This is a genomic window from Methylobacterium sp. PvR107, assembly GCF_017833295.1.
Classification (GTDB): Bacteria; Pseudomonadota; Alphaproteobacteria; order Rhizobiales; family Beijerinckiaceae; genus Methylobacterium.
The window spans coordinates 5,822,373-5,848,569 of the sequence record NZ_JAFIBW010000001.1 but is presented as its reverse complement, the minus strand read 5'-3'; the positions used below and the strand labels follow the sequence as shown (position 1 = coordinate 5,848,569).

25 protein-coding genes and 1 tRNA gene are annotated in these 26,197 nt (G+C 70.0%); 14 read left to right on the top strand and 12 right to left on the bottom strand.

Annotation, left to right across the window (positions count from 1 at the left end):
- Window positions 1-268: 268 nt before the first annotated feature.
- The gene (locus tag JOE48_RS27680; RefSeq protein WP_210034695.1) at window positions 269-1,165 is read left to right on the top strand and encodes a LysR family transcriptional regulator; all 897 of its coding nucleotides are present in this window, start codon (window positions 269-271) and stop codon (window positions 1,163-1,165) included.
- 242 nt (window positions 1,166-1,407) lie between these two features.
- Here the strand turns inward: JOE48_RS27680 and JOE48_RS27675 are convergent, their stop codons facing one another.
- The 7 genes from JOE48_RS27675 to pdxY form a co-directional block, all read right to left on the bottom strand.
- Window positions 1,408-3,183: a site-specific integrase gene (locus JOE48_RS27675; protein WP_210034687.1), complete on the bottom strand. Its 1,776-nt coding sequence runs from the start codon at window positions 3,181-3,183 to the stop codon at window positions 1,408-1,410.
- A gap of 92 nt (window positions 3,184-3,275) precedes the next feature.
- A tRNA-Ser gene (locus JOE48_RS27670) sits at window positions 3,276-3,365 on the bottom strand.
- Window positions 3,366-3,506: 141 nt separating this feature from the next.
- Entirely contained in the window at window positions 3,507-5,774 is a 2,268-nt protein-coding gene (gene glgX, locus JOE48_RS27665) for a glycogen debranching protein GlgX (RefSeq protein WP_210034685.1), read from the bottom strand.
- Between the two features lie 125 nt (window positions 5,775-5,899).
- On the bottom strand, window positions 5,900-6,874 hold the full coding sequence (locus JOE48_RS27660; RefSeq protein ID WP_210034683.1) for an ABC transporter substrate-binding protein: 975 nt from the start codon (window positions 6,872-6,874) through the stop codon (window positions 5,900-5,902).
- Window positions 6,875-7,095: 221 nt separating this feature from the next.
- Window positions 7,096-7,806 (bottom strand): NUDIX hydrolase, encoded by a 711-nt coding sequence (locus tag JOE48_RS27655; protein WP_210034681.1) that lies wholly within the window; start codon window positions 7,804-7,806, stop codon window positions 7,096-7,098.
- Window positions 7,799-8,683, bottom strand: coding sequence for a PhzF family phenazine biosynthesis protein (locus tag JOE48_RS27650; RefSeq protein WP_210034679.1), 885 nt, complete (start codon window positions 8,681-8,683; stop codon window positions 7,799-7,801). The genes JOE48_RS27655 and JOE48_RS27650 overlap by 8 nt, the downstream gene beginning before the upstream one ends.
- Window positions 8,684-8,742: 59 nt before the next feature.
- Window positions 8,743-9,591, bottom strand: a complete 849-nt coding sequence (gene pdxY, locus JOE48_RS27645; protein WP_210034674.1) for a pyridoxal kinase PdxY — start codon at window positions 9,589-9,591, stop codon at window positions 8,743-8,745.
- 123 nt (window positions 9,592-9,714) lie between these two features.
- Between pdxY and JOE48_RS27640 the strand changes: the two genes are divergently transcribed.
- The 3 genes from JOE48_RS27640 to JOE48_RS27630 all read left to right on the top strand — a co-directional run bounded on the left by JOE48_RS27640 (window position 9,715) and on the right by JOE48_RS27630 (window position 11,648).
- Entirely contained in the window at window positions 9,715-10,236 is a 522-nt protein-coding gene (locus JOE48_RS27640) for a DedA family protein (RefSeq protein WP_210034672.1), read from the top strand.
- A gap of 16 nt (window positions 10,237-10,252) precedes the next feature.
- Window positions 10,253-11,029 (top strand): cobalamin-binding protein, encoded by a 777-nt coding sequence (locus tag JOE48_RS27635; RefSeq protein WP_210034670.1) that lies wholly within the window; start codon window positions 10,253-10,255, stop codon window positions 11,027-11,029.
- 106 nt (window positions 11,030-11,135) lie between these two features.
- The gene (locus JOE48_RS27630; protein WP_210034668.1) at window positions 11,136-11,648 is read left to right on the top strand and encodes an MmcB family DNA repair protein; all 513 of its coding nucleotides are present in this window, start codon (window positions 11,136-11,138) and stop codon (window positions 11,646-11,648) included.
- 41 nt (window positions 11,649-11,689) lie between these two features.
- On the opposite strand, the gene JOE48_RS27625 is transcribed toward JOE48_RS27630, so the two are convergent.
- Together JOE48_RS27625 and JOE48_RS27620 are read right to left on the bottom strand one after the other, a co-directional pair.
- Window positions 11,690-12,370: an aldolase gene (locus JOE48_RS27625; RefSeq protein ID WP_210034663.1), complete on the bottom strand. Its 681-nt coding sequence runs from the start codon at window positions 12,368-12,370 to the stop codon at window positions 11,690-11,692.
- Window positions 12,367-13,374 carry a LacI family DNA-binding transcriptional regulator gene (locus tag JOE48_RS27620; protein ID WP_210034661.1) on the bottom strand — a complete coding sequence of 336 codons (1,008 nt, stop codon included), beginning with the start codon at window positions 13,372-13,374 and terminating at the stop codon, window positions 12,367-12,369. Before JOE48_RS27620 ends, JOE48_RS27625 begins: the two co-directional genes overlap by 4 nt.
- A gap of 316 nt (window positions 13,375-13,690) precedes the next feature.
- On the opposite strand from JOE48_RS27620, the gene JOE48_RS27615 reads away from it, so the two are divergent.
- The 5 genes from JOE48_RS27615 (at window position 13,691) to denD (ending at window position 19,281) form a co-directional block, all read left to right on the top strand.
- Window positions 13,691-15,013, top strand: coding sequence for an MFS transporter (locus JOE48_RS27615; RefSeq protein ID WP_210034659.1), 1,323 nt, complete (start codon window positions 13,691-13,693; stop codon window positions 15,011-15,013).
- 90 nt (window positions 15,014-15,103) lie between these two features.
- On the top strand, window positions 15,104-16,018 hold the full coding sequence (gene ltnD, locus JOE48_RS27610) for an L-threonate dehydrogenase (protein ID WP_210034657.1): 915 nt from the start codon (window positions 15,104-15,106) through the stop codon (window positions 16,016-16,018).
- Window positions 16,019-16,223: 205 nt separating this feature from the next.
- A complete protein-coding gene (otnI, locus tag JOE48_RS27605) occupies window positions 16,224-17,006 on the top strand; it encodes a 2-oxo-tetronate isomerase (protein WP_210034655.1) in 783 nt (260 codons plus the stop codon).
- The gene (gene otnK, locus JOE48_RS27600; protein ID WP_210034653.1) at window positions 17,003-18,277 is read left to right on the top strand and encodes a 3-oxo-tetronate kinase; all 1,275 of its coding nucleotides are present in this window, start codon (window positions 17,003-17,005) and stop codon (window positions 18,275-18,277) included. The genes otnI and otnK overlap by 4 nt, the downstream gene beginning before the upstream one ends.
- Window positions 18,278-18,303: 26 nt before the next feature.
- Window positions 18,304-19,281: a D-erythronate dehydrogenase gene (gene denD, locus JOE48_RS27595; RefSeq protein ID WP_210034650.1), complete on the top strand. Its 978-nt coding sequence runs from the start codon at window positions 18,304-18,306 to the stop codon at window positions 19,279-19,281.
- A 3-nt stretch (window positions 19,282-19,284) separates the two neighbouring features.
- On the opposite strand, the gene JOE48_RS27590 is transcribed toward denD, so the two are convergent.
- Both JOE48_RS27590 and JOE48_RS27585 read right to left on the bottom strand, forming a co-directional pair.
- Entirely contained in the window at window positions 19,285-19,686 is a 402-nt protein-coding gene (locus JOE48_RS27590) for a type II toxin-antitoxin system VapC family toxin (protein WP_210034648.1), read from the bottom strand.
- A complete protein-coding gene (locus tag JOE48_RS27585) occupies window positions 19,686-19,913 on the bottom strand; it encodes a type II toxin-antitoxin system VapB family antitoxin (RefSeq protein WP_210036096.1) in 228 nt (75 codons plus the stop codon). Before JOE48_RS27585 ends, JOE48_RS27590 begins: the two co-directional genes overlap by 1 nt.
- 83 nt (window positions 19,914-19,996) lie before the next feature.
- On the opposite strand from JOE48_RS27585, the gene recQ reads away from it, so the two are divergent.
- The 5 genes from recQ to grxD all read left to right on the top strand — a co-directional run bounded on the left by recQ (window position 19,997) and on the right by grxD (window position 25,377).
- On the top strand, window positions 19,997-21,838 hold the full coding sequence (gene recQ, locus JOE48_RS27580) for a DNA helicase RecQ (RefSeq protein ID WP_210034646.1): 1,842 nt from the start codon (window positions 19,997-19,999) through the stop codon (window positions 21,836-21,838).
- Between the two features lie 154 nt (window positions 21,839-21,992).
- Window positions 21,993-24,218 carry a phosphoribosylformylglycinamidine synthase subunit PurL gene (gene purL / locus JOE48_RS27575; protein WP_210034644.1) on the top strand — a complete coding sequence of 742 codons (2,226 nt, stop codon included), beginning with the start codon at window positions 21,993-21,995 and terminating at the stop codon, window positions 24,216-24,218.
- Window positions 24,219-24,244: 26 nt separating this feature from the next.
- Window positions 24,245-24,481, top strand: coding sequence for a BolA family protein (locus JOE48_RS27570; protein ID WP_007568343.1), 237 nt, complete (start codon window positions 24,245-24,247; stop codon window positions 24,479-24,481).
- 23 nt (window positions 24,482-24,504) lie between these two features.
- A complete protein-coding gene (locus tag JOE48_RS27565; protein WP_210034642.1) occupies window positions 24,505-24,999 on the top strand; it encodes a DUF29 domain-containing protein in 495 nt (164 codons plus the stop codon).
- 39 nt (window positions 25,000-25,038) lie between these two features.
- Window positions 25,039-25,377 carry a Grx4 family monothiol glutaredoxin gene (gene grxD / locus JOE48_RS27560; protein WP_210034641.1) on the top strand — a complete coding sequence of 113 codons (339 nt, stop codon included), beginning with the start codon at window positions 25,039-25,041 and terminating at the stop codon, window positions 25,375-25,377.
- Window positions 25,378-25,537: 160 nt separating this feature from the next.
- On the opposite strand, the gene JOE48_RS27555 is transcribed toward grxD, so the two are convergent.
- Entirely contained in the window at window positions 25,538-26,194 is a 657-nt protein-coding gene (locus tag JOE48_RS27555; RefSeq protein WP_210034638.1) for a class I SAM-dependent methyltransferase, read from the bottom strand.
- Window positions 26,195-26,197 lie beyond the last annotated feature (3 nt).

Genomic DNA, 26,197 nt, shown 5'->3' with positions numbered 1-26,197 from the left:
TGCTCCGTGCCTGACGTCCGGGGATGTCCCCGAGAGCCTCGAAATGCATCCGTCGCTTCCGGATGTTGAGTGCGAAGGCGCGCACATCGGTGGTGCGAAATCGATCCACCCGGCGCGTAAGCCGGGTAGCGGAGACGGGTGACGCCCGCTAGAACCGGCAGGTCTATGCTCCCCTCAACGCTACCATCCAGATGACGCAGATGCGTTGCCGTCCGGGACCTCGGCATACGAGCCTTGAACGGGGTGCCCCCTGGTGCCAGGACGCACCATGATCGACTGGGACGACGTCCGCTATTTTCTGGCCGTGGCGCGCGCCGGCTCGGTGCGGGCGGCCGCCCATCGCCTCGGCGTGAACCACGCGACCGTGCTCCGGCGTGTCGGCCAGCTTGAGGACCGCCTCGGCGTGCAGATGTTCGAGAAGCTGCCGTCAGGCTACCGCATCACGAGCGCGGGCGAGGAGGTCCTCGAACTCGCGGACCGGATGGAGGCGACCTCGAACTTGCTGGAGGGCCGTGTCTTCGGTCGGGACCAGAGCGTGCGCGGGCTCCTGCGGGTGACACTCGCGCCGCCCCTCTCGACCCACCTCCTAATGCCTGACCTCGCCGAATTCGCGCGCCTGCATCCGGACATCGAGATGGACATCTCGTCATCCGGCGAGCTGGCGAACCTGACGAACCGGGAAGCCGACGTCGCGATCCGGGTCGTCTACGACCGCAAGAGCCTGCCGCTCAATCTCCACGGCCTGAAGGGGCCCGGCCTGTTCGGGGGCGTTTACGTCTCCCGCGACTGCATCGCCGCGCAGCGTGCAGGCGCGCCCGATCCCATCCGCTGGATCGTCATCAGCGCCCATGGGGTCCCGCACTGGGCCAACGAGGGAGAGGTTCGCGCCGCCGAGGTCCCGTTCAGGGTCACGGATGGCGGATCTCAGGTCGCGGCGGTCCGGCAAGGGCTCGGGATCACGACGCTGCCGTGTTTCGTTGGGGATGCCGACCCCCTCCTGGTCAGGGTGCCGGGGACCGACCTGCACATGTACGGGACGCTCTGGCTCCTCACTCAGGGAGAAGCGCGGAAGACGAAGCGCGTGCGGCTGTTCACCGATTTCCTGTTCCGCAGGCTTGTGACCCACGCTCCCCTGCTCGCCGGGTTAAGTCCAGCTCGCGATTGACGCGCGGCAGACTTCTGGAAGTGGCTATGCACCTGGAAGCGGACATTCTGAGCGTCCGAGATCGGTCGGAAGCAGCCGCCGAAGGGGCATGCGTTTACGCTGCCTGCGGCGAGGCGTGGTTGGCTGTTCAGGTACAGCAAGTAACCGCGTGCCTACCGGATCAAGTAGTCCGATTTCAGTGAAACCGGTTGCACTGGATCGGGCAGTACGGTGCCTCCGCTCCTTGTGCGCGGCACCGCGCATCAGCGATAGGTGAGGTGAGAAAGGTCGAGCCCGTCATACCGGATGCGTTGCATGTGTTCTTGTAGGACGGATGCGGTGATCCGCCCGCTCCCGTAATGCTCCTCCATCCCACCGCGGACCCATCCGCCCAAGGCAGTCACCACGTCGGGCGGCACGCTGGCCTCGCGCATCGCATCCCTGAAGGTATGCCGAAACGAGTGGAAGGCGTTGCGATCGCGCTTCACCCCGGCATCCGCGAGGAAGCGCGAGAACCACTTCGAGAACGGGCTGAAGTAGCCATCAGCACCGCGTACGATGTCCGGAAAAAGCCGCTCGGAGCCCGCCTTACGCATCTGCTCCACGTGCTGGGCGAAGCCGATCTGCGCCAGCATCGGGTGAACGGGCACATAGCGTTCGCCAGCTTCCGTCTTCACTCTCTTGCGATCGGCTTCGTCAACATCTTCACTGTCCGCCGCGATGAAGATGCAAAGGACGCCCTGAAACAGACGCACGTCCTCCGTGCGGAGCTGCGCGATCTCGCCCTGTCGCATGCCGGTGTAGAGCCCTACCAGCGGGATCCAGAACCGCCCCCGCCGCGGCCGGTTTAGTCCCAGCTTCGCATACCCGTTCTCGTCATCCTGGCAGCCCGTGTAGAGCGGCGTCTGGAAGATGGCGGTGAGTTCCGCGGCGTTGAACGGGTCGCGGCGATGGCGCTTTTTTACGCCCTTGATCGCGAGGCCCTTGCCAGGGTTCTGAACGATCCAGCCCTCGTTGTGCGCGTAGTTCATCAGCGCCGACAGGCCGTGGACGTAGTGGTTGACGGTGGTGGCGTGCAGCCGATCTGTGGCTGGCAGGTTCAACCCCGCGACCTCCACAAGTGCCCGCCCCGGGAAACGCTTGGCTGCGTTCGGCGGCAGCGCCTGCACGGTCGCGCGGAACGCCTTGCAGTCCTCACGGCCGATTTCGCGGATGGGCCGCTCGGTGCCAAACAGCTCACCCGCGAGGCGGAAGACTACGTCGTATGTCTGTTGGGACTTGGCGATGAGGGTGGCCCGCTGTGGCTCGGCGCGGAAGGCGGCGATAGCCTGTGCGAGGGTCTTGCCGTTCGGCTCCACCTTGGCCTTGAACACCGGATCGAACGACCGATCCTGGTAGTCGCCCGTCAGGCGTGCCCGGCTGCGGTGGATGTCTTCCAACTGGCCCCGACGTAGCAGCGCCAGCAACTGGCGGAACTGGACCGACGCTGCATCATCGCGAGCCACCACGAACGGCATCCGCGATCCGGCAGCGCGGATTGGATCGAGCTGGCGCCGCACGAGGCGTACATCGTTTGCCCGAAGCAGGCGGACCGCGGTTTGGTATGCTGCGTCGAGACCGAGATCCCCGGGGTCGGTTAGAGCGCTCTCGTCCTGGTCCAAGATTATGAGAGCTTCGTCCCGGTCGTGTGGCAGCGTACTCGCGTGCCGGTGCTCGCGCTCCACGTTCAGGGTGTCGAACCACGCGAGTACCATCTCCTGGATGGCCGCCTTGCTCAGCGACGTGAGGGCCACGGTGCCGATGGTGTCCAGGCCATGTGTTGCCGCTCGGTCACGCAACGCCCTGCACTGCTTATCGAAGGCATCCGCCTCGTCGCGTACTCGTCTCTTGGCCTCCGCGAGGTCGGAGGTTCCGAGCGTCTTCCAGACCTGCTCTCGCCCGAAAGCGACAACGAGATCGCGGGGAACCTTGGCCTTAAAGTACCAATTCGCGCTGCCCTTGCGCTGCGCGAGGTAGGTGTGGCGGCTCACGTCGCTCATGCTCCCGGATAGCACCGCGGGGTAGCAGTCGCCTAGCCGTAAGCCATTGATCTTGGTGAGCTTCGTAGTGGATCAGCCACTTAGCGAAGCGCTGGCGGAGGGAGCGGGATTCGAACCCGCGATACCGTTTCCGGTATACACACTTTCCAGGCGTGCGCCTTCAACCACTCGGCCACCCCTCCGTCCGCGGACCGGGCACCCGGGCGCACAAGCGGGGCGCCGGGCGCAGCCAGGGCTGCGCGGTGCCGTGCTGTTAGCCGGGTGCGCCGCCGCGCGCAAGGCGAAGACGGCCGGGCGATGCGAAAACCGCCCGGCCGCCGGTTTCAGCCCTTCGCGTCGAGGTGGAACCGGACATGCTCCACGTTCGCCCGCTCGAAGGCCTGCATCACGTGCTGGTACGAGCGCTCCATGGCGTTGTCGTCGTCGCCCGGGCTGTCCTCGGGCTTCAGCACGAACATCAGCAACGAGCGCCCGGTCACGTCGTAGCCGGTCCCGAACTTGAAGCTCTCCACATCCTGGCTGTCGGGCAGGTTGGTGTCGAGGAGCCGCGTCCAGGCTACGCCGCCCACGGATTCGGGCAGACTGAACGTCACGAGGTCGTGGTAGGCGTTGAACATGATCAGCAGGGTCGCGTCGCCGCCGCGCCGGTGCAGGCCGGTGGCCTGGGCGCGGCCGTCGAGCTGAACCGCGAAGGCGCGCGCGCCGCCATCGGTCCAGCTCTCGGCCGTCATCTCGCTCCCGTCCGGGCGCAGCCACGCCACGTCCTTGACGCCGAACTCCTCGTCGTACTGCCCGGTGAGGAACCGTCCGCGGCTCAGGATCGGCAGGGCGTTGCGCAGGATGATGAGGCGCTGGGTGAACTCGGCGAGGTCCCGTTCCTGCTCCCCGATCGCCCCCCAATCCAGCCAGGAGACCTCGTTGTCCTGGCAATAGGCGTTGTTGTTGCCCTGCTGGGTCCGGGCGAACTCGTCGCCGGCGAGCAGCATCGGCGTGCCGCGGGACAGGAACAGGGTCGCCAGCATGTTGCGCATCTGGCGCAGCCGCACCGCCCGGATCTCGGGATCGTCGGTCGGGCCTTCGACCCCGTAATTGTACGAGAGGTTGTGCGAGTGGCCGTCGCGGTTGCCCTCGCCGTTCGCCTCGTTGTGCTTGTCGTTGTACGAGACCGTGTCGTGCAGGGTGAAGCCGTCATGGGCGGTGAGGAAGTTCACCGAGGCCCAGGGCTTGCGCCCGCGCTTGTTGAACTTGTCGGCCGAGCCCGCGATGCGCGCGGCGAGGTCCGGCAGCAGGCCGCCATCGCCCTTCCAGTAGGCGCGGACGTCGTCGCGGAACCGGTCGTTCCACTCGGCCCAGCCCGGCGGGAAGCCGCCGACCTGGTAGCCGCCCGGGCCGCAATCCCACGGCTCGGCGATCAGCTTCACCGAATTCAGGACCGGGTCCTGCCGGCAGGTGTCGAGGAAGCCGCCGCCCTCATCGAACCCGTAGGGCTCGCGGCCCAGGATCGTGGCGAGGTCGAAGCGGAACCCGTCGACCTGCATCTCCTGCGCCCAGTAGCGCAGCGAATCGGTCACGAGCTGCAGCACCCGCGGATGCGACAGGTTGAAGGTGTTCCCGGTGCCGGTGTCGTTGATGTAGTAGCGCGGGTCGTTGGGGAGCAGCCGGTAATAGGAGGCGTTGTCGATCCCCTTGAACGAGAGAGTCGGGCCCTTCTCGTTGCCCTCGGCGGTGTGGTTGTAGACCACGTCGAGGATCACCTCGAGGCCGGCGCCGTGGAAGCGCGAGACCATCTCCTTGAACTCGGAGAAGGCAAAGTCCGGCACCGCCGCGTAGCGCCGGGCGGGGGTGAAGAACGAGATCGTGTTGTAGCCCCAGTAATTCACCAGCCCCTTCTGCTCGAGGTAGTCGTCCTGCACGAAGGCGTGGACCGGTAGCAGCTCCACCGAGGTGACGCCGAGGCTCTTGATGTAGTCGAGGACGTCCCGGGTCCCGAGGCCGGCATAGGTGCCGCGCAGCTTCTCGGGCACCCGCGGATCGAGCTTGGTCATGCCCTTGACGTGGGTCTCGTAGACGATGGTCTTCTCCCACGGGACCAGCGGCTTCTGGTGCCGCCCCCAGGTGAAGGCCGGGTCGATGACGCGGGAGCGGCGCGTGTAGGGGGCGCTGTCGCGCTCGTCGAAGGTCAGGTCGTCGCCCGTCTCCATCTGGTAGCCGAACAGGGCCGGGTTCCAGGTGATCGAGCCGACGAGACCCTTCGCGTAGGGGTCGATCAGCAGCTTGTTGGGGTTGAACCGGTGGCCGGCCTTCGGCTCGTAGGGGCCGTGGACGCGGTAGCCGTAGATCGTGCCGGGGCGGGCGTCGGGCAGGTAGCCGTGCCAGATCTCGTCCGTGTACTCGGGCAGCTCGATCCGCTCGATCTCCTGCTCGCCCTGGTCGTCGAACAGGCAGAGTTCGACCTTGGTGGCGTGGGCCGAGAACAGCGCGAAGTTGACGCCCAGCCCGTCCCAGTTGGCGCCGAGGGGATAGGGGCGGCCTTCCTGGATGCGCGAGCGGGTCGCGCGGGCCTGAGAAGCGGGACGACGGGAATCGGGCATGGACACTCCGGAACGCGACCCGCAGGGCCACGTGCCGCTGCGGGGAGCCCCTGGTGAACGTGCCGGAAACAGCGAAGCTCCCGCAGCGCCGCAAAAATCGCGGGTGCGTGACGACCGCGCCGCGCTCAGTTCGAGGCCGCGGCCGTGAAGCTCCGGTCGACGGCCCGGCCGACGTCGAGGGGCCTCGACAGGATGCCGTAGCGCGTCGCCCGGTCCGAAGCCTCCTGGACCTCCTTCACGACGGCGTCGTCGATCGCGATCGGGCGCGTCCGCTGCGCCGTGTAGGCCGCGTGCAGGACGTCCTCGGGCAGCTTGGTCATGTCGGCCGTGGTCCGGGCATACGCATCGAGGTGGTCCAGCGACCAGAGCCGCGCCTTGCTCAGGCGGGTCAGGAAGTCCTGCAGGGCGGCCCGCTTGGTGGCGATGGCGTCGTCCGACGCGACGATGAACGTGATGGCCGGCGTCAGGCCCGCGCCGTCGGCGACCGGGCGGGCCCTGTCCTTGAGCGTCGCGAACGAGACGTAGGGGTCCCAGACCGCCCAGGCATCCACCGAGCCGGCCATCAGCGCGACCTTGGCGTCGACCGGGTTGAGCGGCGCGAAGGTGGCCTCGGACGGCGCGATCCCGGCCTTCTCGAGGGTCGCGCTGATCAGGAACTGGCCCCAGCCGCCGCGGGTGCCGGCGAGCCGCTTGCCCTTGAGATCCGCGGCCGAGCGGATCGGCGAGTCCGCGCGGACCAGGATCGCCTGCGTCCGTGGATCCGATTTCGTGCCGCCGATCGCCTTGATCGGCGCCCCGGCCGCGTAAACTGTGAGGAAGGAGAGGTCGCCGGTATAGCCGACATCGAGGGCGCCGGCATTAAGCGCCTCGAGGATCGGTGCCGCGGCCGGAAATTCCGACCACGCGATCCGATACGGCAGGTCCTTCCCATACCCGGCGATCTCGAGGAGCGACCGGTTCCCGCCCTTCTGATCGCCGACGCGCAGGACGACCGTGTCGGCCGCGCGCGATGCGGCCGCCGAGGCCCCGGTGACGGCGGCGGCCAGAAGGACGGCCGCGAGCCGGCGGCCGGCGGGACGAGCGTGAGATCCGGTGCGCATGAAGCCTGTCGCCGTGTGCGGCCCGCGACGCGCGAGCCCTTCGGGACGGCCGAGTTTATGGTTGCGCCAGCGGCGATCAATGAAATGGGATTCTGTATTGCACGCGCATCGTACAACAACATCGCGTCGAGCTGACGCGCGCAAGACGATCTCAGTCTTTCCCCCGCAGGAGCCTGCGGACGATGTCGGCGCAACCGCGCCGGGCCCGACGCGGTTGCGCCTCAGGATCGGGACGCGAACGCGTCCGCGAGATAGGCGCGCACGAAGCCCGGCATCCGCGCGGCGTCGATATCCGCGGTGCTCCGCACGCTGTGCAGGCCGGCGAGTTCCGGCTCGGTCTCGCCGCGGAGATGGGCCCCGATGCGCGCGTCGAGCGCCTCGGCCGAATCCGGGAAGCGCACCGGGCGCAGGAAGGCAAGCTGGCCCTCCCCGTCCAGCAGCACCCACGCGGTGGCGGCGCCCTCGGGCAGCGCGAGGCCGGTCTCCTCGGCGAGTTCCCGGGCGGCACTGCCGGCGAGGTCGACGCGGTCGCCCCGCACGTCGTCCGGGTCCGGCGTGCCGCACGGGAAATAGAGCTGGCCGGCATTGGCCGTGTGGGCACCCATCTCGCCGAGCAGGACGGCGCCGTCCGCCGTCCAGGGCACGATCGCCGCGAAGGCGTTGGCGACCTGCGGGTCCGCGACCCTGAAGTTCCGGTACGCCGTGAAGGTGGAATAACGGACGGCGAACAGGTCGACCCGGGCGGACCCGTCCGCGACGCTGTGGGCGCAGCTCAGGAGGACGGTGCCGTCGAACAATCCGGGGCTCCGCCGGATCCGGTCCTGCCAATGCGCCGCGATGGCGGCGGCGTTCTCGCGGGGGAAGGCCCAATCGTAGGCTACGATCCGCGCCGTGACACCGGTCAGGCGCGTGATCCGGAAGCCCTCAGACATGCAGGGTGCCGTCCGAGACGATCACGGCCGCGCCGCCGATCTCGACGCCCCGCAGAGCACCCGCCGCGATGGTGAGCTGGAGCGCGATCGTGCTCGGCCGGCCCATCGCCTGTCCCTGGCGGATCGCCACGTCGTGGGTGCCCTCCCCCAGGGTCTCGAACTGCATCAGGACTCCCGCGAAGGCGGAGGCCGCCGAACCGGTGGCGGGGTCCTCCGGCACTCCGAAATTCGGCGCGAACATCCGCACCCGCCAGCTCTGGCCGGCCCCCTCGGGATCGGGCGTGTAGAGGTAGAGCCCGTCCGTGGGGTCCGGCGCCTGGGCCGGCCGGGCGGCGTCGAGGGCCGCCACCGAGGCGACCGGCACGCAGGTGAAGCTTGGGCCGACCCCGTGGCGGCTCGGCACGTGCCGGCCGGTGCCGATGTCGCCGGGCGTCAGGCCGAGGAGCGGCGCCAGGGTCTCGGGCTCGGGGCCGGGGCCGAGGAACTCCGGCAGGATCGGAAGACGGAACCGCGCCCGGCCGCCGGTGCCGTCGACCAGAGTCTCGACCACGCAGGGGACGATCCCGATGCCCTCCTCCAGGCCGAAGGCGCGGGCATCGCCCCGGGCCGGATCCTGCAGCGCCAGCAGCACCGCGGCGCCGACCGTAGGGTGGCCGGCAAACGGCAATTCCCGACCCGGGGTGAAGATGCGCAGACGCGCCCGGTGCCGGGCCTCCGTCGGCGGCAACACGAACACCGTCTCGGACAGGTTGAACTCCCGCGCGATGGCCTGCATGGCCGCGTCGTCGAGCCCCTCGGACTCGAGCACCACCGCGAGCGGGTTGCCCGCGAGCCGCTGCTCGGTGAACACGTCGAGGGTGAGGAAGCGGCGCGCCATGGTGTCGGACTTTCCTGCTCTGGCTGTGCCGTTCCGGCTGCGCCCGGCGCGGCCGTGTCTCAGACCGCCTCGACCGTGAAGGTCTCGCTCGGATTCACGTACTCGTCCTGCGCGGCCACCGTCAGGATCTCCCGGGACCCCGCCTCGGCGGTCCGCTTGAGCAGCCCGTAGACCGAGGCCGCCGCTGCGCCGAGCGCCGCGGCGGCCGAACCGGTGCGGGCGTAATGGACCAGGAACAGGGCCGCGATGCAGTCGCCCGCGCCGTTGACCGCGATCGCGAGCCGCGGGGTGCGCACCCGGTACAACTGCCCCTCCGCGCCGGCGAGCAGGTCGATCCGGTCCGGCGGCGTGTCGGCGCAGAGCGCCGAGGTGACCAGCACCACGCGGGGCCCGGAAGCCTGGAGCGCCGCGATCCCGGCTCCGGCCTCGGCGAGCGTCCGGCTCGGCAGGCCGGTGAGAAGGCCCAGCTCGAACTGGTTGGGGGTGAGGATGTCGGCCTGCGGCACCGCGCGCTCGCGCAGGAACGCCTCGATGCCGGGCCGCACGTAGACGCCTTCCTCCACGTCGCCGATCACCGGGTCGCAGCAATAGAGCGCCGCGGGGTTGGCCGCCCGCACGGCGGCCGCCGCCTCCAGGATCGCGGCCCCGATCTCGGGCGAGCCCATGTAGCCCGACAGCACCGCGTCGCAGGCGCCGAGCACGCCGCGCTCGCCGATGCCCTGCACCACCGCGCGGATCATCGCCGCGTCGAAGACCGGGCCGCGCCACGCGCCGTAGCCGGTGTGGTTGGAGAACTGCACCGTGTGCACCGGCCAGACCTCGACCCCGAGCCGCTGCATGGGGAACACCGCCGAGGCATTGCCGACATGGCCGTAGGCGACGTGGGACTGGATCGACAGGACGTTCAACGCGCGACTCGCTCGTGGTCACGCTACGGTTAGCCGGTTCCCGCCCCGCCCGCACCCCCATCCCTTGCCGGCCTCCCCCGCGCACCTCAGATGGGACCGATCTCCGGTCAGACGCTGAGCCCCATGGACATCGAAGCCCTGCGCACCTCGACTCTCGCCTTCGTCGAGGCGCACAAGGTCTGGACGCCGCTGATCGCGGGCGGCCTCGCCTTCTGCGAATCGATCGCGGTCCTGTCGCTGTTCGTGCCGGCGACCGTGATCCTGATCGGCATCGGTGCGCTGGTGGGCGGCGCCGACATCTCATTCTGGCCGGTGGTGATCGCCGCCGCGCTGGGTGCCGCGCTCGGGGACTGGATCTCCTACGAGGCCGGGCGCTGGCTCGGCCCCGGCGCCAAGACCAAGTGGCCGCTGCGGCGCTATCCCGAGCTCATGGCGAAGGCCGAGGCCTTCATCGGCCGCTGGGGGATCGCCGCGGTGGCCCTCGGACGGTTCTTCGGGCCGGCCCGGGCTCTGGTCCCGCTCTTCGCCGGCATCCTCGGCCTGGCGCGGTTGCCGTTCCAGCTGGCCAACCTCGCCTCCGCGCTGGTCTGGGCCTTCGTGCTCCTCGCGCCAGGGGCCGGTCTGCTGACCTGGCTCGACCGATGATCGGGATCGACCGCTGATGCGCCGCTTTCCCCCGGAGCGCATCGTCTGCCTCACCGAGGAGACGGTCGAGACCCTGTACCTGCTTGGCGAGGAGGACAGGATCGTCGGCGTCTCCGGCTACGCGGTCCGGCCGCCCCGGGTCCGGCGGGAGAAGCCGCGCGTCTCGGCCTTCACCAGCGCCGACCTCCCGAAGATTCTGGCGCTGGCGCCGGATCTCGTCCTGGCTTTCTCGGACCTCCAGGCCGACATCGTCGCCGACCTCGCCCGGGCGGGCGTGGCGGTCCACCTGTTCAACCAGCGCGACGTGGCGGGCTGCCTCGCGATGATCCGCACCCTCGGCGCGCTCGTCGGCGTGCCCGAGCGGGCCGACATCCTGGCGGCCGAATTGGAAGCCCGCCTCACGGAGGCCGCCGATGCGGCGCGGGATCGCCTACCGGTGCGCGTTTACTTCGAGGAATGGGACACGCCGATGATCTCCGGCATCGGCTGGGTCTCGGACCTGATCGGCCTCGCGGGGGGCCGGGACGTCTTCCCGGACCTGAGCCGGCAGGCGGCCGCCAGGGACCGGATCGTCACGTCCGAGCAGGTGATCGCGGCGGCGCCCGAGGTGATCCTCGCCTCGTGGTGCGGGAAGCGGGTCAACATCGCGCGCATCCGGTCCCGCCCCGGCTGGGCGGCGATCCCGGCGGTGCGCGACGGGCGCATCCACGAGATCAAGGCGCCGCTGATCCTGCAGCCGGGCCCGGCCGCGCTCACCGACGGGTTCGACGCGATCCGGGCCTGCCTCGGATGAGCGTTTCGCGGTCGCGATCGTCGGGGTGATCCCGCGCCGCAGGTGACGGACCGGGCGCGACTTGGCAGGATGTCCCGATTCGGCACAGACGCATCCCCCTTGATTGATGTCCGCTTCCCTCAGCCTGCCTGATTCCGCGCCCCCGGTCGCCGAGGCGCTCCTGCCGGTCGACCGGCGGCAATCGCCCACGGCCCTGCGCATCCAGCGCGGCGTGCGCCGGCTGTTCTCCGAGATGGGCTGCGTCACCCTGCCGGAATTCTCCCTGGCGAACGGGCGCCGGGCCGACGTGATCGCGCTGTGCGGGGCGGGCAAGCTCACCATCGTGGAGATCAAGTCGAGCGTGGCGGATTTCCGCGCCGACCGGAAATGGCCGGATTACCGCGACTTCTGCGACCGGTTCTTCTTCGCGATCCCCGAGGAAGTCCCGGAATCGCTGATCCCGGGGGAATGCGGCCTGATCGTCGCCGACGCCTATGGTGCGGGGATCCTGCGGGAGCCGCCCGACCACCCGCTGAGCGGTGCCCGCCGCAAGGCCGTGACGCTGCGCTTCGCCCACAGCGCCGCCCGCATCCTCCACGCGCTGGCGGATCCGGGGGCCGTGCGCGAGGGCGCGCTGTAGGCTTGGGGGGCCGTGCGCCCCTTTTTATGGGCGTCCGCGCCTCACCCGTGATCGTGCCCGGCATGGTCGTCCGGCTCCGGCAGGGTCAGGCCGAAATGGCGCACCAGATCGGCCACCTGCCCGGGACTTAGCTGCCGCGGGTTGAGGTTGCGCAGGAGCAGGTACAGCTTGGCGGTCTCCTCCAGCTCCTCGGTGGCGAAGACCGCACCCTCCAGGCTGTCGCCGGCCACCACAGGGCCGTGATTGGCGAGCAGCACCGCGCTGTACTTGCCCGCCAAGCCCCGGATCGCGTCCGCCACGGCCGGATCGCCCGGGCGGTAATAGGGCACCAGCGCCGTCCCGCCGGTGCGCATCAGGTAATAGGGCGTCAGCGGCGGCAGCACCTGCCGCGGATCGATCTCCGGCAGCATCGACACCGCCACCGCGTGGGTCGAGTGCAGATGGACGATGGCCTTCGCCTCGCTCCGGCTCTCGTAGAGCGCGCTGTGCAGCGGAATCTCCTTGGTGGGCTTGTCGCCCGAGACGAGCCGGCCGGCCCCGTCGAGCCGCGAGATCCGCGCCGGGTCGAGGAAGCCGAGCGAGGCATTGGTCGGCGTGACCAGCCAGCCGCCGTCGGGCAGGCGCAGCGAGATGTTGCCGGACGAGCCCGGGGTCAGGCCGCGCTCGAACAGCGAGCGGCCGTAGCGGCAGATCTCCTCGCGCAGCCGGCTCTCGTCGCTCATGCGGTCGCTCCCTCGATCAGCTCGAATCCAAGATCGATTTTTTTCGGGCCGTCACCGGTCAGGCAGGCGGCGGCCTGCCGGCCGATCTCCAGGCGCGGCGTGCGCACCGTCGACAGGGGCTGGGGCATCGCGGCCGCGAAGTCGAGCCCGTTGAAGCCGAACAGGGCGATCCGCCCCGGGACCGCCAGCCCCGCCGACAGGCAGGCGAAGTAGCCGCCGAGCGCCATGTCGTCGTTGGAGAAGTAGACCGCGTCGAGGTCGGGAACGCGCGCCAGCAGCGCTTCCAGCCCCGCCCGGCCCGAGGCCGGCGAGGACGGCCCGGGCCGGACTTCCTTGGCGCGCAGCGACAAACCGGCCTCCGTCAGGGCGTCCTCGAACCCCGAGAGCCGCTTGCCCGCCCGCAGGTCGACGCGCAAATCGTGGCCGAGATAGGCGATCCGGCGGTAGCCCCGCGCGACGAGGTGCCGGGCGCTCGCCGCGCCCACGGCCCGGTTGGAGAAGCCGACCACGGTGTCGATTCCATCGCCATCCGTATCGATCATCTCGATCACGCGCACGCCCCCGGCCTTCGCGAGGACCACCGTCCCCGGATTGTGCTCCAGCCCGGTGAGCAGCAGCGCGGCCGGGCGCCAGGACAGGAGCGCGGCGGCCAGCGCCTCCTCCCGGTCCGGATCGTAGTCGCTGACGCCGATCACGCAGGGGATGCCCTCGGCGTCGAGGGCGGCGGTCAGGCCGCGCAGCAGGTCGGGGAAGACCACGTTGGCGAGCGACGGGATGACGACGCCGACGAGCCGCGCACTTGCCCCCTGCCCGGCGAGGCTGCCGGCGAGGCGATTCGGCACGTAGCCGAGACGGGCCACGGCTTCCGCCACCCGCTCGCCGGCGCGCTTAGAATATGAGCCGTGGTTGCGCAGGACCCGCGAGACCGTGCTTTCGCCGACCCCGGCCTCGCGGGCGACGTCGGTAAGCGTGACGAGCCGCCCCGGCGGCTGGATGTCGTCCATGGCCCCGCTTCTCCCGACGCGGCTTCTTCTGGCGATGACAGCGCGACTAAGCCGGACGGATCCGGTTGTGCGCGGGTCCCCTCTCCCGTGCGGGAGAGGGGCGGGAACTCTCCGGAAAGGGCCGCCCCTCGCCCCCACCCTCTTCCGCACGGGAGCGGGCGCGCGTCGCAGCATCTGCCATAGCCGCGTGCATTATGTTGCACAACCGAATTGGCAGCGCTGCCAAATTGCGATATCGGTCCGCGTAATGCCGCCGTCGAGCGGCGGCGACCACTATTCGTCCGGGCGCGGAATCGTGCGGACAGGGAGAACGCCCATGCCGGTCCAAGCCGCTCCGCTGGGGGGCGCCACCGCGCCCGCGGACGAGAAATCCTTCGCCGACCGCACCTACGCGAAGGTGTTCTGGCGCCTCGTGCCGTTCCTGATGCTCTGCTACGTGGTGGCGTATCTCGACCGGGTGAATGTCGGCTTCGCCAAGCTCCAGATGTCCCAGGAGCTGAAGTTCTCCGAGACGGTCTACGGCCTCGGCGCCGGCATCTTCTTCCTCGGCTACTTCCTGTTCGAGGTGCCCTCGAACGTGATCCTGCACCGGGTCGGCGCCCGGGTCTGGATCGCCCGGATCATGATCACCTGGGGGATGATCTCCGGCGCGTTCCTGTTCGTTAACTCCGAGTGGAGCTTCTACGGGATGCGCTTCCTGCTGGGGCTGGCCGAGGCCGGCTTCTACCCGGGCGTGATCCTCTACACGACGTCGTGGTTCCCGGCCCATCGCCGCGCCAAGGTGATCGCGGTGTTCATGGCGGCGATCCCGATCTCCGGCATCTTCGGCAATCCCCTGTCGGGCTGGATCATGGATGCGCTTAACGGCGCGCACGGCCTGTCCGGCTGGCAGTGGATGTTTCTGATCGAAGCGGTGCCGGCGGTGTTGATCGGCGTCGCGGTGTTCCTCTACCTCGACAATCGCCCGTCCGAGGCGAAGTGGCTGACCGATTCCGAGAAGCAGCTCCTCGAGCGCGACATCGCCGCCGACAATCAGGGTAAGGAATCGAGCCCGCACTCGATCGCAACCGTGTTCCGCAACGGCCGCGTGTGGTTCATGAGCCTGATCTACTTCGCCTTCGTCACCGGCCAGTACGGCCTGACCTTCTGGATGCCGACGATCGTCAAGGCGTCGGGCGTGCAGGGCAATCTCAACATCGGGCTGATCAGCGCGATCCCGTTCCTGTGCGCGGCGATCGTGATGGTCCTGCTCGGCCTCTCCGCCGATCGGATGCGCGAGCGCCGCTGGCACCTGATCGTGCCCGCCCTGCTCGGCGCCGTCGGTTTTGTGGTCTCGGCCACTGCGGGCTCGACCACGATCGCGGTGGCGGCGCTGTCGGTGGCGGCGGCCGGCGTGCTGACCTGCTCGCCGCTGTTCTGGTCGCTGCCGACCGCCTTCCTGAGCGGCGCTGGCGCGGCGGCCGGCATCGCGCTGATCAACTCCGTGGGGAACCTCGCCGGCTTCGTCAGCCCCTACGTGATCGGGGCGCTGCGCGACGCCACCGGCAGCACCGCTGCCGGCATGTACGCGCTCGCCGTGATGCTGGTGGTCGGCTCCGTATGCGTGTTCGTCACGCCGGCGCGGATGGTCAATCGCTGAGGCTTTTCTCCTCCCCGCAAGGGGGGAGAGCGCGTCGAGATTGATGACGGGGCGCCAAAGATACCGCCTGTGGAATTCAAGAGGCCTCCCATGACCACCGCCACCCCCACACACCGCGCTGCGGTGATCGGCCTGGGCTCCATGGGCTCCGGCATGGCCGGCTCGCTGCTGCGGGCGGGTTTTTCCGTCGCCGCCAGCGACGTGAACCCGGAGGCCGTGGCGCGTTTCGCGGCCGCCGGCGGGCGCGCCGCTGCCAGTCCGGCCGAGGCGGCGCGGGACGCCGATGTGGTGGTGAGCGTGGTGGTCAACGCTGCCCAGACCGAGGCGGTGCTGTTCGGTGAGAAGGGCGCCGCCGCTGCGATGCCCGAGGGCGCGGTGTTCGTCTCCTCCGCCACCATGGACCCGGCCATCGCCCGGGCCCTGGCGACGCGGCTGGAGGCGACCGGCCGCCACTATCTCGACGCCCCGATGAGCGGCGGTGCCGCTCGCGCGGCGGATGGCGGCCTGACCTTCCTGGCCTCGGGCTCGGCCGCGGCCTTCGCAAAGGCGCGCCCTGCCCTCGATGCCATGGCGGGCACGCTCTACGAACTCGGCGACGCGGCCGGCCAGGGCGCGGCCTTCAAGATGATCAACCAGCTGCTCGCGGGCGTGCACATCGCCGCCGCTTGCGAGGCGATGGCCTTCGCGGCCAAGCAGGGGCTCGACCTCCGGCGCGTCTACGAGGTGATCACCAAGTCGGCCGGCAATTCCTGGATGTTCGAGAACCGGGTGCCGCACATCCTCGAGGCCGATTACAGCCCGAAGAGCGCGGTCGACATCTTCGTCAAGGATCTCGGCATCGTGCAGGACATGGCCCGGGCCGATAAGTATCCGGTCCCGGTGGCGGCGGCGGCGCTGCAAATGTTCCTGATGGCGTCCGGCGCCGGCATGGGCCGGGACGACGATGCGTCCGTGGCGCGGCTCTACGCGCAGGTCTCGGGGGCGAAGCTGCCGGGGAAAGCCTGACGACCGGCGATCCCACCCACTCCCTCATCCTGAGATGCGGCGAAGCCGCCTCGAAGGAGGGCTTCAGGGATCACGGTGCAGGCTGGAGGGCTCCTTCGAGGCCTCCGCTGCGCTCCGGCACCTCGGGATGAGGGGATCGGGTTGGATGACGGTCCGCTGAGCGGATCGAACAGGTGTCGAGAACCGGGCAAGGAGTCCCAAAAGAATGCCGCGCTTCGCCGCCAACCTGAGCCTCATGTTCAACGAGGTGCCGTTCCTCGACCGGTTCGAGGCCGCCGCCAAGGCCGGGTTCGACGCCGTCGAGTTCCTGTTCCCCTACGAGCACCCCCCCGAAGCCATCGGCGAGCGACTCCGGGCGAACGGCTTGACCCAGGCCCTCTTCAACCTGCCGCCGGGCGATTTCACCAAGGGCGAGCGCGGCTTGGCGGCGTTTCCTGAACGCTTCGACGAGCTGAAGGCCGGGGTCGACACCGCGCTCCGCTACGCCGAGGCGACCGGCGTCGGCCGGCTCCACCTGATGGCGGGCCTCGCTTCGCACGATGACCCCCGCGCCGCCGAGTCGTACCGCAGGGCCGTGACCTGGACGGCTCAGCGGCTGGCGCCGGCCGGCCTCGACCTCGTCTTGGAGCCGATCAACGGCCGGAACATGCCGGGCTACTTCCTCAACGATTTCGGCCGCGCCGCGGACCTGATCCGCGACCTCGCTTTGCCGAACCTGAAGCTCCAGTTCGACCTCTACCATTGCCAGATCCTGCACGGCGACGTGACCATGCGGCTGCGCGCCCTGATGCCGATCGTCGGCCATGTCCAGACCGCGAGCGTGCCCGAGCGGCACGAGCCCGGAACCGGCGAGATGAACGACGCCTTCCTGTTCGACGAGCTGGACCGGCTCGGCTACGCCGGCTTCGTCGGCTGCGAGTACATCCCGGCCGCCGAGACCGTCGCGGGACTCGGCTGGCTCGCCGCCTATAAGGAGAGCACCCGATGAGCCTCGCACTGGGCTGCGTCGCCGACGATTACACGGGTGCCTCGGACCTCGCCAACACGCTGACCAAGGCGGGCCTGCGCACGATCCAGACCATCGGCGTGCCTGAGGAGGGCGGCGCCCTGCCGGAAGCGGACGCGGTGGTGGTGGCGCTGAAAAGCCGCTCGATTCCGGCCGATCAGGCGGTGGCGCGCTCCCGCGAGGCGGAAGCCTGGCTGCGGGCCCGGGGCGCGGCCCACGTGATGTTCAAGGTCTGCTCGACCTTCGACTCGACCGATGCGGGCAATATCGGCCCGGTCATGGACGCCCTGCGGGCGGAGGCCGGCGAGGCCATCGCGCTGGTCACCCCCGCCTTCCCCGAGACCGGGCGGAGCGTCTACCAGGGCAACCTGTTCGTGGGCGCGGTGCCGCTGAACGAGAGCCCGCTCAAGGACCACCCGCTCAACCCGATGCGCGACGCCAACCTCGTGCGCGTGCTCGGGCGCCAGAGCGGCAGTCCCGTCGGCCTGATCGACACCGCCACGGTCGCGAAGGGACCGGAGGCCGTGGCCGCCCGCCTCGATGCATTGGCCGCCGAGGGCAAGGGCGCCGCCATCGCGGACGCGATCTTCGACAGCGATCTCGTAGTGCTCGGCCGGGCGATCGTCACCCAAAAGTTCTCGGTCGGGGCGTCCGGCCTCGGCCTCGGCCTCGCGCGGGCCCTGGTCGCCGACGGGTGCGGCACGACGGATGCCGCCGGCGCCGCTCTGGGCGAGCCGGTGGGCGGTGCCGCCGCCTGCCTCGCCGGCAGCTGCTCGCAGGCGACGCTCCAGCAGGTCGCCGCCGCCGAGGCGATCATGCCGGTGCTGCGCCTCGATCCGGCGCGGCTGCTTGCTGGCGCCGACGTGGTGGAAGAGGCCCTGGCCTTCGCGGAGGAGCGCCTTCCCTCCGGCCCGGTGCTGATCGCCACCTCGGCGCCGCCCGAGTCGGTGCGCGCGCTCCAGGCCGCGCATGGGGTCGACGCCGCCGGCCACGCCATCGAGGCGGCGCTGGCGGCCATCGCCGAGGGCCTCGTCGCCCGCGGCGTGCGAAGGCTTGTGGTCGCCGGCGGCGAGACCTCGGGTGCGGTGGTCGACCGGCTGGGCCTCACCGCCTTCCTGCTCGGGCCGGAGATCGCCGCCGGCGTTCCGGTCCTGCGCACCGCTGGCCGGCCCGAGCCGATGCTGCTCGCCCTCAAATCCGGCAATTTCGGCGGCGCCGACTTCTTCGGCCGCGCCCTCGACATGATGGCCTGACGCCACAACCCGACGGGAGGTACTCCATGCACGCCCTGATTCTCGGCGCCGCCGGCATGATCGGCCGCCGCCTCGTGGACGCCCTGGTGAAGGACGGCCGGGTCGGCGGGCAGACGCTGAGCACCCTCACCCTGCTCGACGTCGTGGCGCCCGCGGCGCCGGAGGGCTTCTCCGGCACGGTGCGGGCCGAGGCTGCCGACCTGACGGCGCCCGGCGCCGCCGAGGCCGCCATCGCCGAGCGGCCGGGGGTGATCTTCCACCTCGCCGCGGTGGTCTCCGGCGAGGCCGAGGCGAACCTCGAACTCGGCTACCGGGTCAACCTCGACGGCACCCGCTTGCTCCTCGACGCGATCCGGGCGGCCAACGCGGCGGACGGCTACCGGCCGAAGCTGGTCTTCACCTCCTCGCTGGCCGTGTTCGGGCCGCCCTTCCCCAAGGTCATTCCGGACGACCACATCCTGCGCCCTGCCTCCTCGTACGGGGTTCAGAAGGCCATGGGCGAGCTGATGCTCGCCGACTATGCGCGGCGCGGCTTCCTCGACGGGATCGGCCTGCGGCTGCCGACGATCTGCGTGCGGCCCGGCAAGCCCAACAAGGCGGCGTCCGGCTTCTTCTCGGGGATCATCCGCGAGCCGCTGGCCGGCCAGGAGGCGATCCTGCCGGTGCCCGACACGGTGCGACACTGGTTCGCCAGCCCCGCCGCGGCGGTGGGCTTCCTCACCCACGCCGCCGGGCTCGACCTCGCGGCGATCGGGCCGCGGATCAGCCTGACCATGCCGGGAGTCTCGGCGACGGTCGCCGAGCAGATCGAGGCCCTTCGCCGCGCGGCGGGCGACAAGGCGGTGGCGCTGATCCGGCGCGCGCCCGACGCGACCATCGCGCGGATCGTCGGCTCCTGGCCGGAGGCGTTCGAGCCGGAAGCGGCGCTGGCCCTGGGCTTCCGGGCGGACGCGTCGTTCGACGCGATCGTGGCCCAGCACGTGGCGGAGTTCCATGGCGGCTGAGGCTCAGCCGGGGGCCGAGCGGATGTCGGTCTGCGGAAAATCGTCGCCGACGTAGAGCAGCGGCACGCCGTGCACCTGCGCGCAGGCATAGGCGAAGCAGTCGCCGAGGTTCAGGCGCGTCGGGTGGCGGCCCTTGCCGTAGCGGGCGTGGGTCGCGACAGCCTGGGCGCTCACGGCCTCGGCGATGGGCACGATGCGCAGACCGGTGACGCGGAAGAATTCCGCGACCTCCGCTTCGGCATCCGCGACGGACATCGCCATCTTGCGAGCCACTGCGACCACCGTCTCGAAGACGGCGAGGCCCAAGGTGAGTGGTGTCACCGCGCCGTCGAGGCAGTCCAGCGGGACAGGGCTGTCCGGCTCCGCGGTCAGGATTGCCACGAGAGTCGAGGCGTCGACGAACATCACTCGTCGTTCAGGCTGTCGAAGAACGCCTTGTCGGCCTCAAGGCCCGTGCGCGGGACGGCATCCATCCTGTCGAGGAGGGGCTTCAGCCGTTCCGCGAGCGGCACGCGCCGCGCCGGCTCGTTCGTGAGCGCGAGCCGGACCGCCTCGGTCTTGCTCACGCCCGCCCGCGATGCCAGCTTCTCGGCGCGCTGATTCACCTCTTCGCTGCGGATGTTGAGCGGCAGGGCAGCCCCCGTGTAGACGGGGGGAGGCCAGTGTCTACACACCCCTGCCGCAAGGGCGGCCAGAACGCCGATCAAGGATCCCGATGACCCGCCTCGACGAGGCCCGCGCCGCGCTCAAGAAGACGTTCGGATACGAGGATTTCCGGCCCGGACAGGACGAGGTGATCGGCGCGGTGCTCGACGGCGCCGATGTGTTCGCCGTGATGCCCACGGGCTCGGGCAAGTCGATGACCTACCAGCTCCCGGCCCTGGTCGATCCGGGGCTGACCGTGGTGGTCTCGCCGCTGATCGCGCTGATGCACGATCAGGTGCAGCAGATGAAGAGCGTCGGCATCTTGGCGGCCACCCTCAATTCGACGGTGGCGGAGTCCGAGTCCCGCGAGACCTGGCGCAATCTGCGCTCGGGCGACCTGCGGCTGCTGTTCGTCTCCCCCGAGCGCCTGCTGATGGACGGCTGCATCGAGGCCCTGCGCGGGGCCGGCGTCCGCCGGCTCGCGGTGGACGAGGCGCATTGCGTCTCGCAATGGGGCCACGATTTCCGGCCCGAGTACCGGGAGATCGCCCGCGCCCGGACCAGTCTCGGCAACGTCCAGACCCTGGCGCTCACCGCCACCGCCGATGCCGCGACCCGCGCCGAGATCGCCGAGCGCCTCTTCCCGCAGGGCCGGCCGCCCAAGATCTTCGTCCATTCCTTCGACCGGCCGAACATCCGGCTGACCTTCCAGCCCAAGGACAACCCGGCCCGGCAGATCGAGCGGTTCCTGAAGCACCGGCGGTCGGAGAGCGGGATCATCTACTGCTCGTCGCGCAAGCGCACCGAGCAGCTCGCCGAGACCCTCAAGAAGGACGGGTTCGACGCCCTGCCCTACCATGCCGGCCTCGACCAGGCGACGCGGATGAAGAACCAGGACCGCTTCCTGCAGGAGGACGGGGTGGTGATGACCGCCACCGTTGCGTTCGGCATGGGCATCAACAAGCCGGACGTGCGCTTCGTCTGCCACGCCGACATGCCCAACAACGTCGAGGGCTACTACCAGGAGATCGGCCGCGCCGGCCGCGACGGGCTGCCGGCCGACACGCTCACCCTCTATGGCCTCGACGACATGGCGCTCCGCCGCCGCCAGATCGACGAGAAGGAGATCTCCGACGAGCGCCGCCGGGTCGAGCGGCGCAAGCTCGAGGCGATGATCACCCTGTGCGAGGGAGCCAATTGCCGGCGCCAGTCGCTGCTCGCCTATTTCGGCGAGGCGAGCGGCACCTGCGGCCGCTGCGACCTGTGCCGCGGCGGCGTCACCCTGGTGGACGGCACGGTCGCGGCCCAGAAGATCCTCTCGGCGATCGTGCGCACCGGCCAGCGCTTCGGCGCGGCCTATATCTGCGACGTGGTCCACGGGAAGGAGAGCGAGCAGATCCGCCGCAACGGCCATGCCGGGCTGAAGACCTTCGCGGTCGGCGCCGACAAGCCGGTGGCGGCGTGGCGGGCGATCCTGCGGCAGCTCTTCGCGGCCGGGGCCATCGCGGAGAATGCCGACGGCTACGGCGGCCTGTCCATGACCGAGAAGGGTGAGGCGATCCTGTTCGGGCGTGAGCCGGTCCAGCTTCGCCCGGATCCCGAGCCGAAGGCCGAATCGCGCGAGCGCCGCCGTTCCGCGCCCCGCGAGGACGGCGAGATCGCGCTGTCGGAGACCGACGAGGCGCTGTTCCAGCACCTGCGCGGCCTGCGCGCCACCATCGCCCGGGCCGAAGGCATCGCGGCCTTCATGGTCTTCCCCGACCGGACCCTGATCGAGATGGCCCGGCAGAAGCCTGTCGATCTCTGGGCCTTGCGCACCGTACACGGGGTCGGCGAGCGCAAGCGCGAGGCCTACGGCGATAAGTTCGTGGCGGCGATCTCCGAGTTCCTAGCCCATCCACCGGCGGCGTGACCGGCATCCGTACACGGCCGGGAGTGCCGGCGTATTGCAACGCGGTGGTGGAAGGCACTAATCCGTCGCAGTCACCGCACGCCGCCCGGTCCGGGTCGCGTATCGGGTCGCGGGTCCTGCGGGGCTCCCGGACCGCCTTCGTCGAGACCGCCGCATGTTCCGCAACGACGTTCCGATCACCCCCGAACTCGTGGCCCAGCACGGCCTGACGCCGGACGAGTACGCGCGCTTCCGCGGCCTGATCGGGCGCGATCCGACGCTGACCGAGCTCGGCATCGTCTCGGCGATGTGGAACGAGCATTGTTCCTACAAGTCCTCCCGCAAGCACCTGCGCGGGCTGCCGACTTCGGCGCCGTGGGTGATCCAGGGCCCGGGCGAGAACGCGGGGGTCATCGACATCGGCGACGGCCACGCCTGCGTGTTCAAGATGGAGAGCCACAACCACCCGAGCTACATCGAGCCCTATCAGGGCGCGGCGACCGGTGTGGGCGGCATCCTGCGCGACGTCTTCACCATGGGCGCGCGGCCGATCGCGGCGCTCAATGCCCTGCGCTTCGGCTCCCCCGACCATCCGCGCACCCGCAGCCTCGTCTCCGGCGTGGTGGCAGGCGTCGGCGGCTACGGCAATTCCTTCGGCGTGCCGACCGTCGGCGGCCTGACCGGCTTCCACCGGCGCTACGACGGCAACATCCTCGTCAACGCCATGGCGGTGGGCCTCGCCCGCACCGACGGCATCTTCTACGCGGCCGCCGCCGGAATCGGGAACCCGATCGTCTATCTCGGTTCCAAGACCGGCCGCGACGGCATCCACGGCGCCACCATGGCGTCGGCCGAGTTCGACGAGGCCTCCGAGTCGAAGCGCCCGACCGTGCAGGTCGGCGATCCCTTCGCCGAGAAGCTGCTCCTGGAGGCCTGCCTGGAGCTGATGGCGTCGGGCGCGGTCATCGCCATCCAGGACATGGGCGCGGCCGGCCTGACCTGCTCGGCGGTGGAGATGGGCGCCAAGGGCGACCTCGGCGTCGAGCTCGACATCGACAAGGTGCCGGCCCGCGAAGCGGGCATGACCCCCTACGAGATGATGCTCTCCGAGAGCCAGGAGCGGATGCTCATGGTGCTCAAGCCCGGCATGGAAGCCGAGGCCGAGGCGATCTTCGTGAAGTGGGGCCTCGACTTCGCGGTGATCGGGCGGACCACCGACACGCTGCGCTTCGTCATCAAGTGGCACGGCGAGACCGTGGCCGACCTGCCGATCAAGGAGCTCGGCGACGAGGCCCCGCTCTACGACCGGCCGCACCTCGCCAACACGCACCAGCCGGTGATCGCGGCCGCCGATGTGGCGGCGCCGGCCTCGCTCACCGACGCGCTGAAGCGCCTCGTCGGCTCCCCCGACCTCGCCTCGAAGCGCTGGGTCTTCGAGCAGTACGACCACTTCATCCTGGGCAACACCGTCCAGAAGCCCGGCGGCGACGCCGCCATCGTGCGGGTCGAGGACGGGCCGAAGGGCCTCGCGCTGACCTGCGACGTGACCCCGCGCTACTGCGAGGCCGACCCGGTCGAGGGCGGCCGGCAGGCCGTGGCCGAGGCGTGGCGCAACATCACGGCGGTGGGCGCCAAGCCGCTGGCCATCACCGACAACCTGAATTTCGGCAATCCGGAAAAGCCCGAGGTGATGGGCCAGCTCGTCGGCTGCCTGCAGGGCATCGGCGAGGCCTGCCGGGCGCTGGACTTCCCGGTCGTGTCGGGCAACGTCTCGCTCTACAACGAGACCAACGGCGTCGGCATCCTGCCGACCCCGACGATCGGCGGTGTCGGCGTGCTCGACGACGTGGCGCGCCACGCCACCATCGCCCTCAAGCGCGCGGGCGACGTGCTGGTGCTGATCGGGGTGAGCGAGGGCTGGCTCGGCCAGTCGTCCTACCTATCGGTGATCGAGGGCCGCGAAGAGGGCGCGCCGCCACCGGTCGACCTCGCGCTGGAGCGCCGCAACGGCGATTTCGTCCGCGGCCTGATCCAGGGCGGCACCGTCGACACGGTCCACGACCTCGCGGATGGCGGCCTCGCCGTCGCGCTCGCCGAGATGGCCATGGCGGGCGGTATCGGGGCGGCGCTCTCCGACGTGCCGGTGGACCTGCCGCCCCACGCCTACCTGTTCGGCGAGGATCAGGCTCGCTACCTGCTGGCGGTGCGGCCGGAGGCGGCCACCGACCTGCTGGCGGCTGCGGCGGCGCAGGGCATCGCGGCGGCGTCGGTGGGCGTCGCGGGCTCCGACCGTTTGACCCTGCCGGGCGGCGAGACCATACCGCTGGCCGACCTGACCGCCGCGCATGAAGGCTGGCTGCCCGCCTACATGGCGAGCCAGCCGGCCGCGCCGGCCGCCTGAGCCCCGTTCTGACGAGGAGTTTCCCGATGCCGATGGATGCGGGCGAGATCGAGCGCATGATCCGCGAGGCCCTGCCGGACGCGCAGGTGGAGATCCGCGACCTGGCGGGCGACGGCGACCATTACGCCGCCACCGTCCTGTCGGCGGCCTTCAAGGGCAAGACCCGGGTTGCGCAGCACCAGATGGTCTACGGCGCCCTCCAGGGTAGGATGGGCGGCGTGCTCCACGCCCTTGCGCTGACCACGGGCGTGCCGCAGGATTGAGCCTTCTGACGGGAGCGCTCCCGATGGACCGACCGAGTCTCTACGACGACGACATCGTGACTTGGGCCGAGGAGCAGGCGGCGGCCCTGCGCGCGCTTGCCGAGCGGCCCGACCTGTCGAATGTAGTCGATTGGGAGAACGTTGCCGAAGAGATCGAGAGCGTGGGGCGTTCGCATCTGCGGGCGGTCGAGGGTCTGTTGATACAGACGCTCGCCCACCTGCTCAAGCGCGCGTCTGCCCCGCTCGCGCCGGCAAGCCTGCACTGGCGGGAGGAGATCACGACCTTCCAGATCACCGCCTGGAACGCCTACGAGGCGTCGATGCGGCAAAGGTTGAACTGGAACAGGATCTGGAGATCCGCCGTCACGGCTGCCGAGGCTGGTCTCGGCGCCTATGGGAACACACTGCTTCCGGGGCTGCCCGAAGCCTGCCCGATTCGTCCTGAAGATCTTCTGACCGAAACTTTCGACATAGAGCGCGCACTTCGCACGATCGCCACATCGGTTGCGCGCCGCTGATTCAGGCCTCACATACAGGCGAGAAGCAAGGACAGAGCGATGACTGACGCGAACACGACCATCCAGAACGAGATCGCCTCCCAGGACGTGGTGGTGTTCATGAAGGGCACGCCGCAGATGCCGCAATGTGGCTTCTCCGGGCAGGTTGTGCAGATCCTCAACTACCTCGGCGTGCCGTTCAAGGGCGTGAACGTCCTGGCCGATCAGGAGATCCGCGAGGGCATCAAGGCCTTTTCCAACTGGCCGACCATCCCGCAGATCTACGTGAAGGGCGAGTTCGTCGGCGGCTGCGACATCACCCGCGAGATGTTCCAGTCGGGCGAGCTGCAGACCTTCCTGGCCGAGAAGGGCATCCCGTTGAAGACCGCCGCCGCCTGAGTCTTTTGGCACCTGGGCACGGTGGATGAGGGCGCCTGCGGGTGCCCTTTTTCGTGGAGCTCGTCTTTGCGAGCGGAGCGAAGCGACCCAGGGCAGCGCGCCATCGGGAAGCATGGCGCCGCTGGGTTGCTTCGCTCCGCTCGCAAAGACGCTGGCCGGATCAGCGCGGCTCCCGCGCGACGAACAGCGCGACGCAGCCGACGACCGTGATCTCGACCGATCGGAAGCGCCGGTCCAGCGCCGCCCGCAGCTCCGGCAGGGTGTCGGCCGCGTTCGAGAACACCCCCTTGCGGTTGTAGACCCGCATCAGCGCCCGCGCCGCACCCGTGGTCGGGACGCCGCCCGACAGGATCGTGGCGCCGAACACCACGCCGTCATCGGCCAGGCACGGGCGCAAAGTGTCGAAGGCCTTGGCCTTCGCGGCGATGTCGCCCGGCAGGCAGTGCAGCAGGTAGGTCATCCCGATCGAGTCGAACGGCGCGAGGCCGGTGGCCGGGGCGCCGAGCACGTCGACCCGGTAGGTCTCGGGCCGGTAGCGCGCGATCCGGTCGGCCGCGAAGGCGAGGCTGTCGGCGTTGAGGTCCATCAGGCCGATGCGCGGTGTGGTGGACGGGAACCGGCACCGGTCGAGGTACCACCCGGTCCCGACCCCGACATCGAGATGCGCCAGGCCCGCGTTCCGGTCGTAGAGGTCCAGGATCCGCGCCGTGGGGCAGCGCCAGATCAGCGGGTTCGACAGGCGCAGCACGACGAGGTCGTAGATCCGCAGCGTCCGCGGATTGTAGATCGCCTGCCCGGCTCGGGTGTCGGTCGCCATGGC

What these genes read in the sequence shown, in the direction of transcription:
- JOE48_RS27680 (WP_210034695.1), top strand. Translation starts at nt 269, where the DNA reads ATGATCGACTGGGACGACGTCCGCTATTTTCTGGCCGTGGCGCGCGCC.
- JOE48_RS27675 (WP_210034687.1), bottom strand. Translation starts at nt 3,183, where the DNA reads ATGAGCGACGTGAGCCGCCACACCTACCTCGCGCAGCGCAAGGGCAGC.
- glgX (WP_210034685.1), bottom strand. Translation starts at nt 5,774, where the DNA reads ATGCCCGATTCCCGTCGTCCCGCTTCTCAGGCCCGCGCGACCCGCTCG.
- JOE48_RS27660 (WP_210034683.1), bottom strand. Translation starts at nt 6,874, where the DNA reads ATGCGCACCGGATCTCACGCTCGTCCCGCCGGCCGCCGGCTCGCGGCC.
- JOE48_RS27655 (WP_210034681.1), bottom strand. Translation starts at nt 7,806, where the DNA reads ATGTCTGAGGGCTTCCGGATCACGCGCCTGACCGGTGTCACGGCGCGG.
- JOE48_RS27650 (WP_210034679.1), bottom strand. Translation starts at nt 8,683, where the DNA reads ATGGCGCGCCGCTTCCTCACCCTCGACGTGTTCACCGAGCAGCGGCTC.
- JOE48_RS27640 (WP_210034672.1), top strand. Translation starts at nt 9,715, where the DNA reads ATGGACATCGAAGCCCTGCGCACCTCGACTCTCGCCTTCGTCGAGGCG.
- JOE48_RS27635 (WP_210034670.1), top strand. Translation starts at nt 10,253, where the DNA reads ATGCGCCGCTTTCCCCCGGAGCGCATCGTCTGCCTCACCGAGGAGACG.
- JOE48_RS27630 (WP_210034668.1), top strand. Translation starts at nt 11,136, where the DNA reads ATGTCCGCTTCCCTCAGCCTGCCTGATTCCGCGCCCCCGGTCGCCGAG.
- JOE48_RS27625 (WP_210034663.1), bottom strand. Translation starts at nt 12,370, where the DNA reads ATGAGCGACGAGAGCCGGCTGCGCGAGGAGATCTGCCGCTACGGCCGC.
- JOE48_RS27620 (WP_210034661.1), bottom strand. Translation starts at nt 13,374, where the DNA reads ATGGACGACATCCAGCCGCCGGGGCGGCTCGTCACGCTTACCGACGTC.
- JOE48_RS27615 (WP_210034659.1), top strand. Translation starts at nt 13,691, where the DNA reads ATGCCGGTCCAAGCCGCTCCGCTGGGGGGCGCCACCGCGCCCGCGGAC.
- ltnD (WP_210034657.1), top strand. Translation starts at nt 15,104, where the DNA reads ATGACCACCGCCACCCCCACACACCGCGCTGCGGTGATCGGCCTGGGC.
- otnI (WP_210034655.1), top strand. Translation starts at nt 16,224, where the DNA reads ATGCCGCGCTTCGCCGCCAACCTGAGCCTCATGTTCAACGAGGTGCCG.
- otnK (WP_210034653.1), top strand. Translation starts at nt 17,003, where the DNA reads ATGAGCCTCGCACTGGGCTGCGTCGCCGACGATTACACGGGTGCCTCG.
- denD (WP_210034650.1), top strand. Translation starts at nt 18,304, where the DNA reads ATGCACGCCCTGATTCTCGGCGCCGCCGGCATGATCGGCCGCCGCCTC.
- JOE48_RS27590 (WP_210034648.1), bottom strand. Translation starts at nt 19,686, where the DNA reads ATGTTCGTCGACGCCTCGACTCTCGTGGCAATCCTGACCGCGGAGCCG.
- recQ (WP_210034646.1), top strand. Translation starts at nt 19,997, where the DNA reads ATGACCCGCCTCGACGAGGCCCGCGCCGCGCTCAAGAAGACGTTCGGA.
- purL (WP_210034644.1), top strand. Translation starts at nt 21,993, where the DNA reads ATGTTCCGCAACGACGTTCCGATCACCCCCGAACTCGTGGCCCAGCAC.
- JOE48_RS27570 (WP_007568343.1), top strand. Translation starts at nt 24,245, where the DNA reads ATGCCGATGGATGCGGGCGAGATCGAGCGCATGATCCGCGAGGCCCTG.
- JOE48_RS27565 (WP_210034642.1), top strand. Translation starts at nt 24,505, where the DNA reads ATGGACCGACCGAGTCTCTACGACGACGACATCGTGACTTGGGCCGAG.
- grxD (WP_210034641.1), top strand. Translation starts at nt 25,039, where the DNA reads ATGACTGACGCGAACACGACCATCCAGAACGAGATCGCCTCCCAGGAC.
- JOE48_RS27555 (WP_210034638.1), bottom strand. Translation starts at nt 26,194, where the DNA reads ATGGCGACCGACACCCGAGCCGGGCAGGCGATCTACAATCCGCGGACG.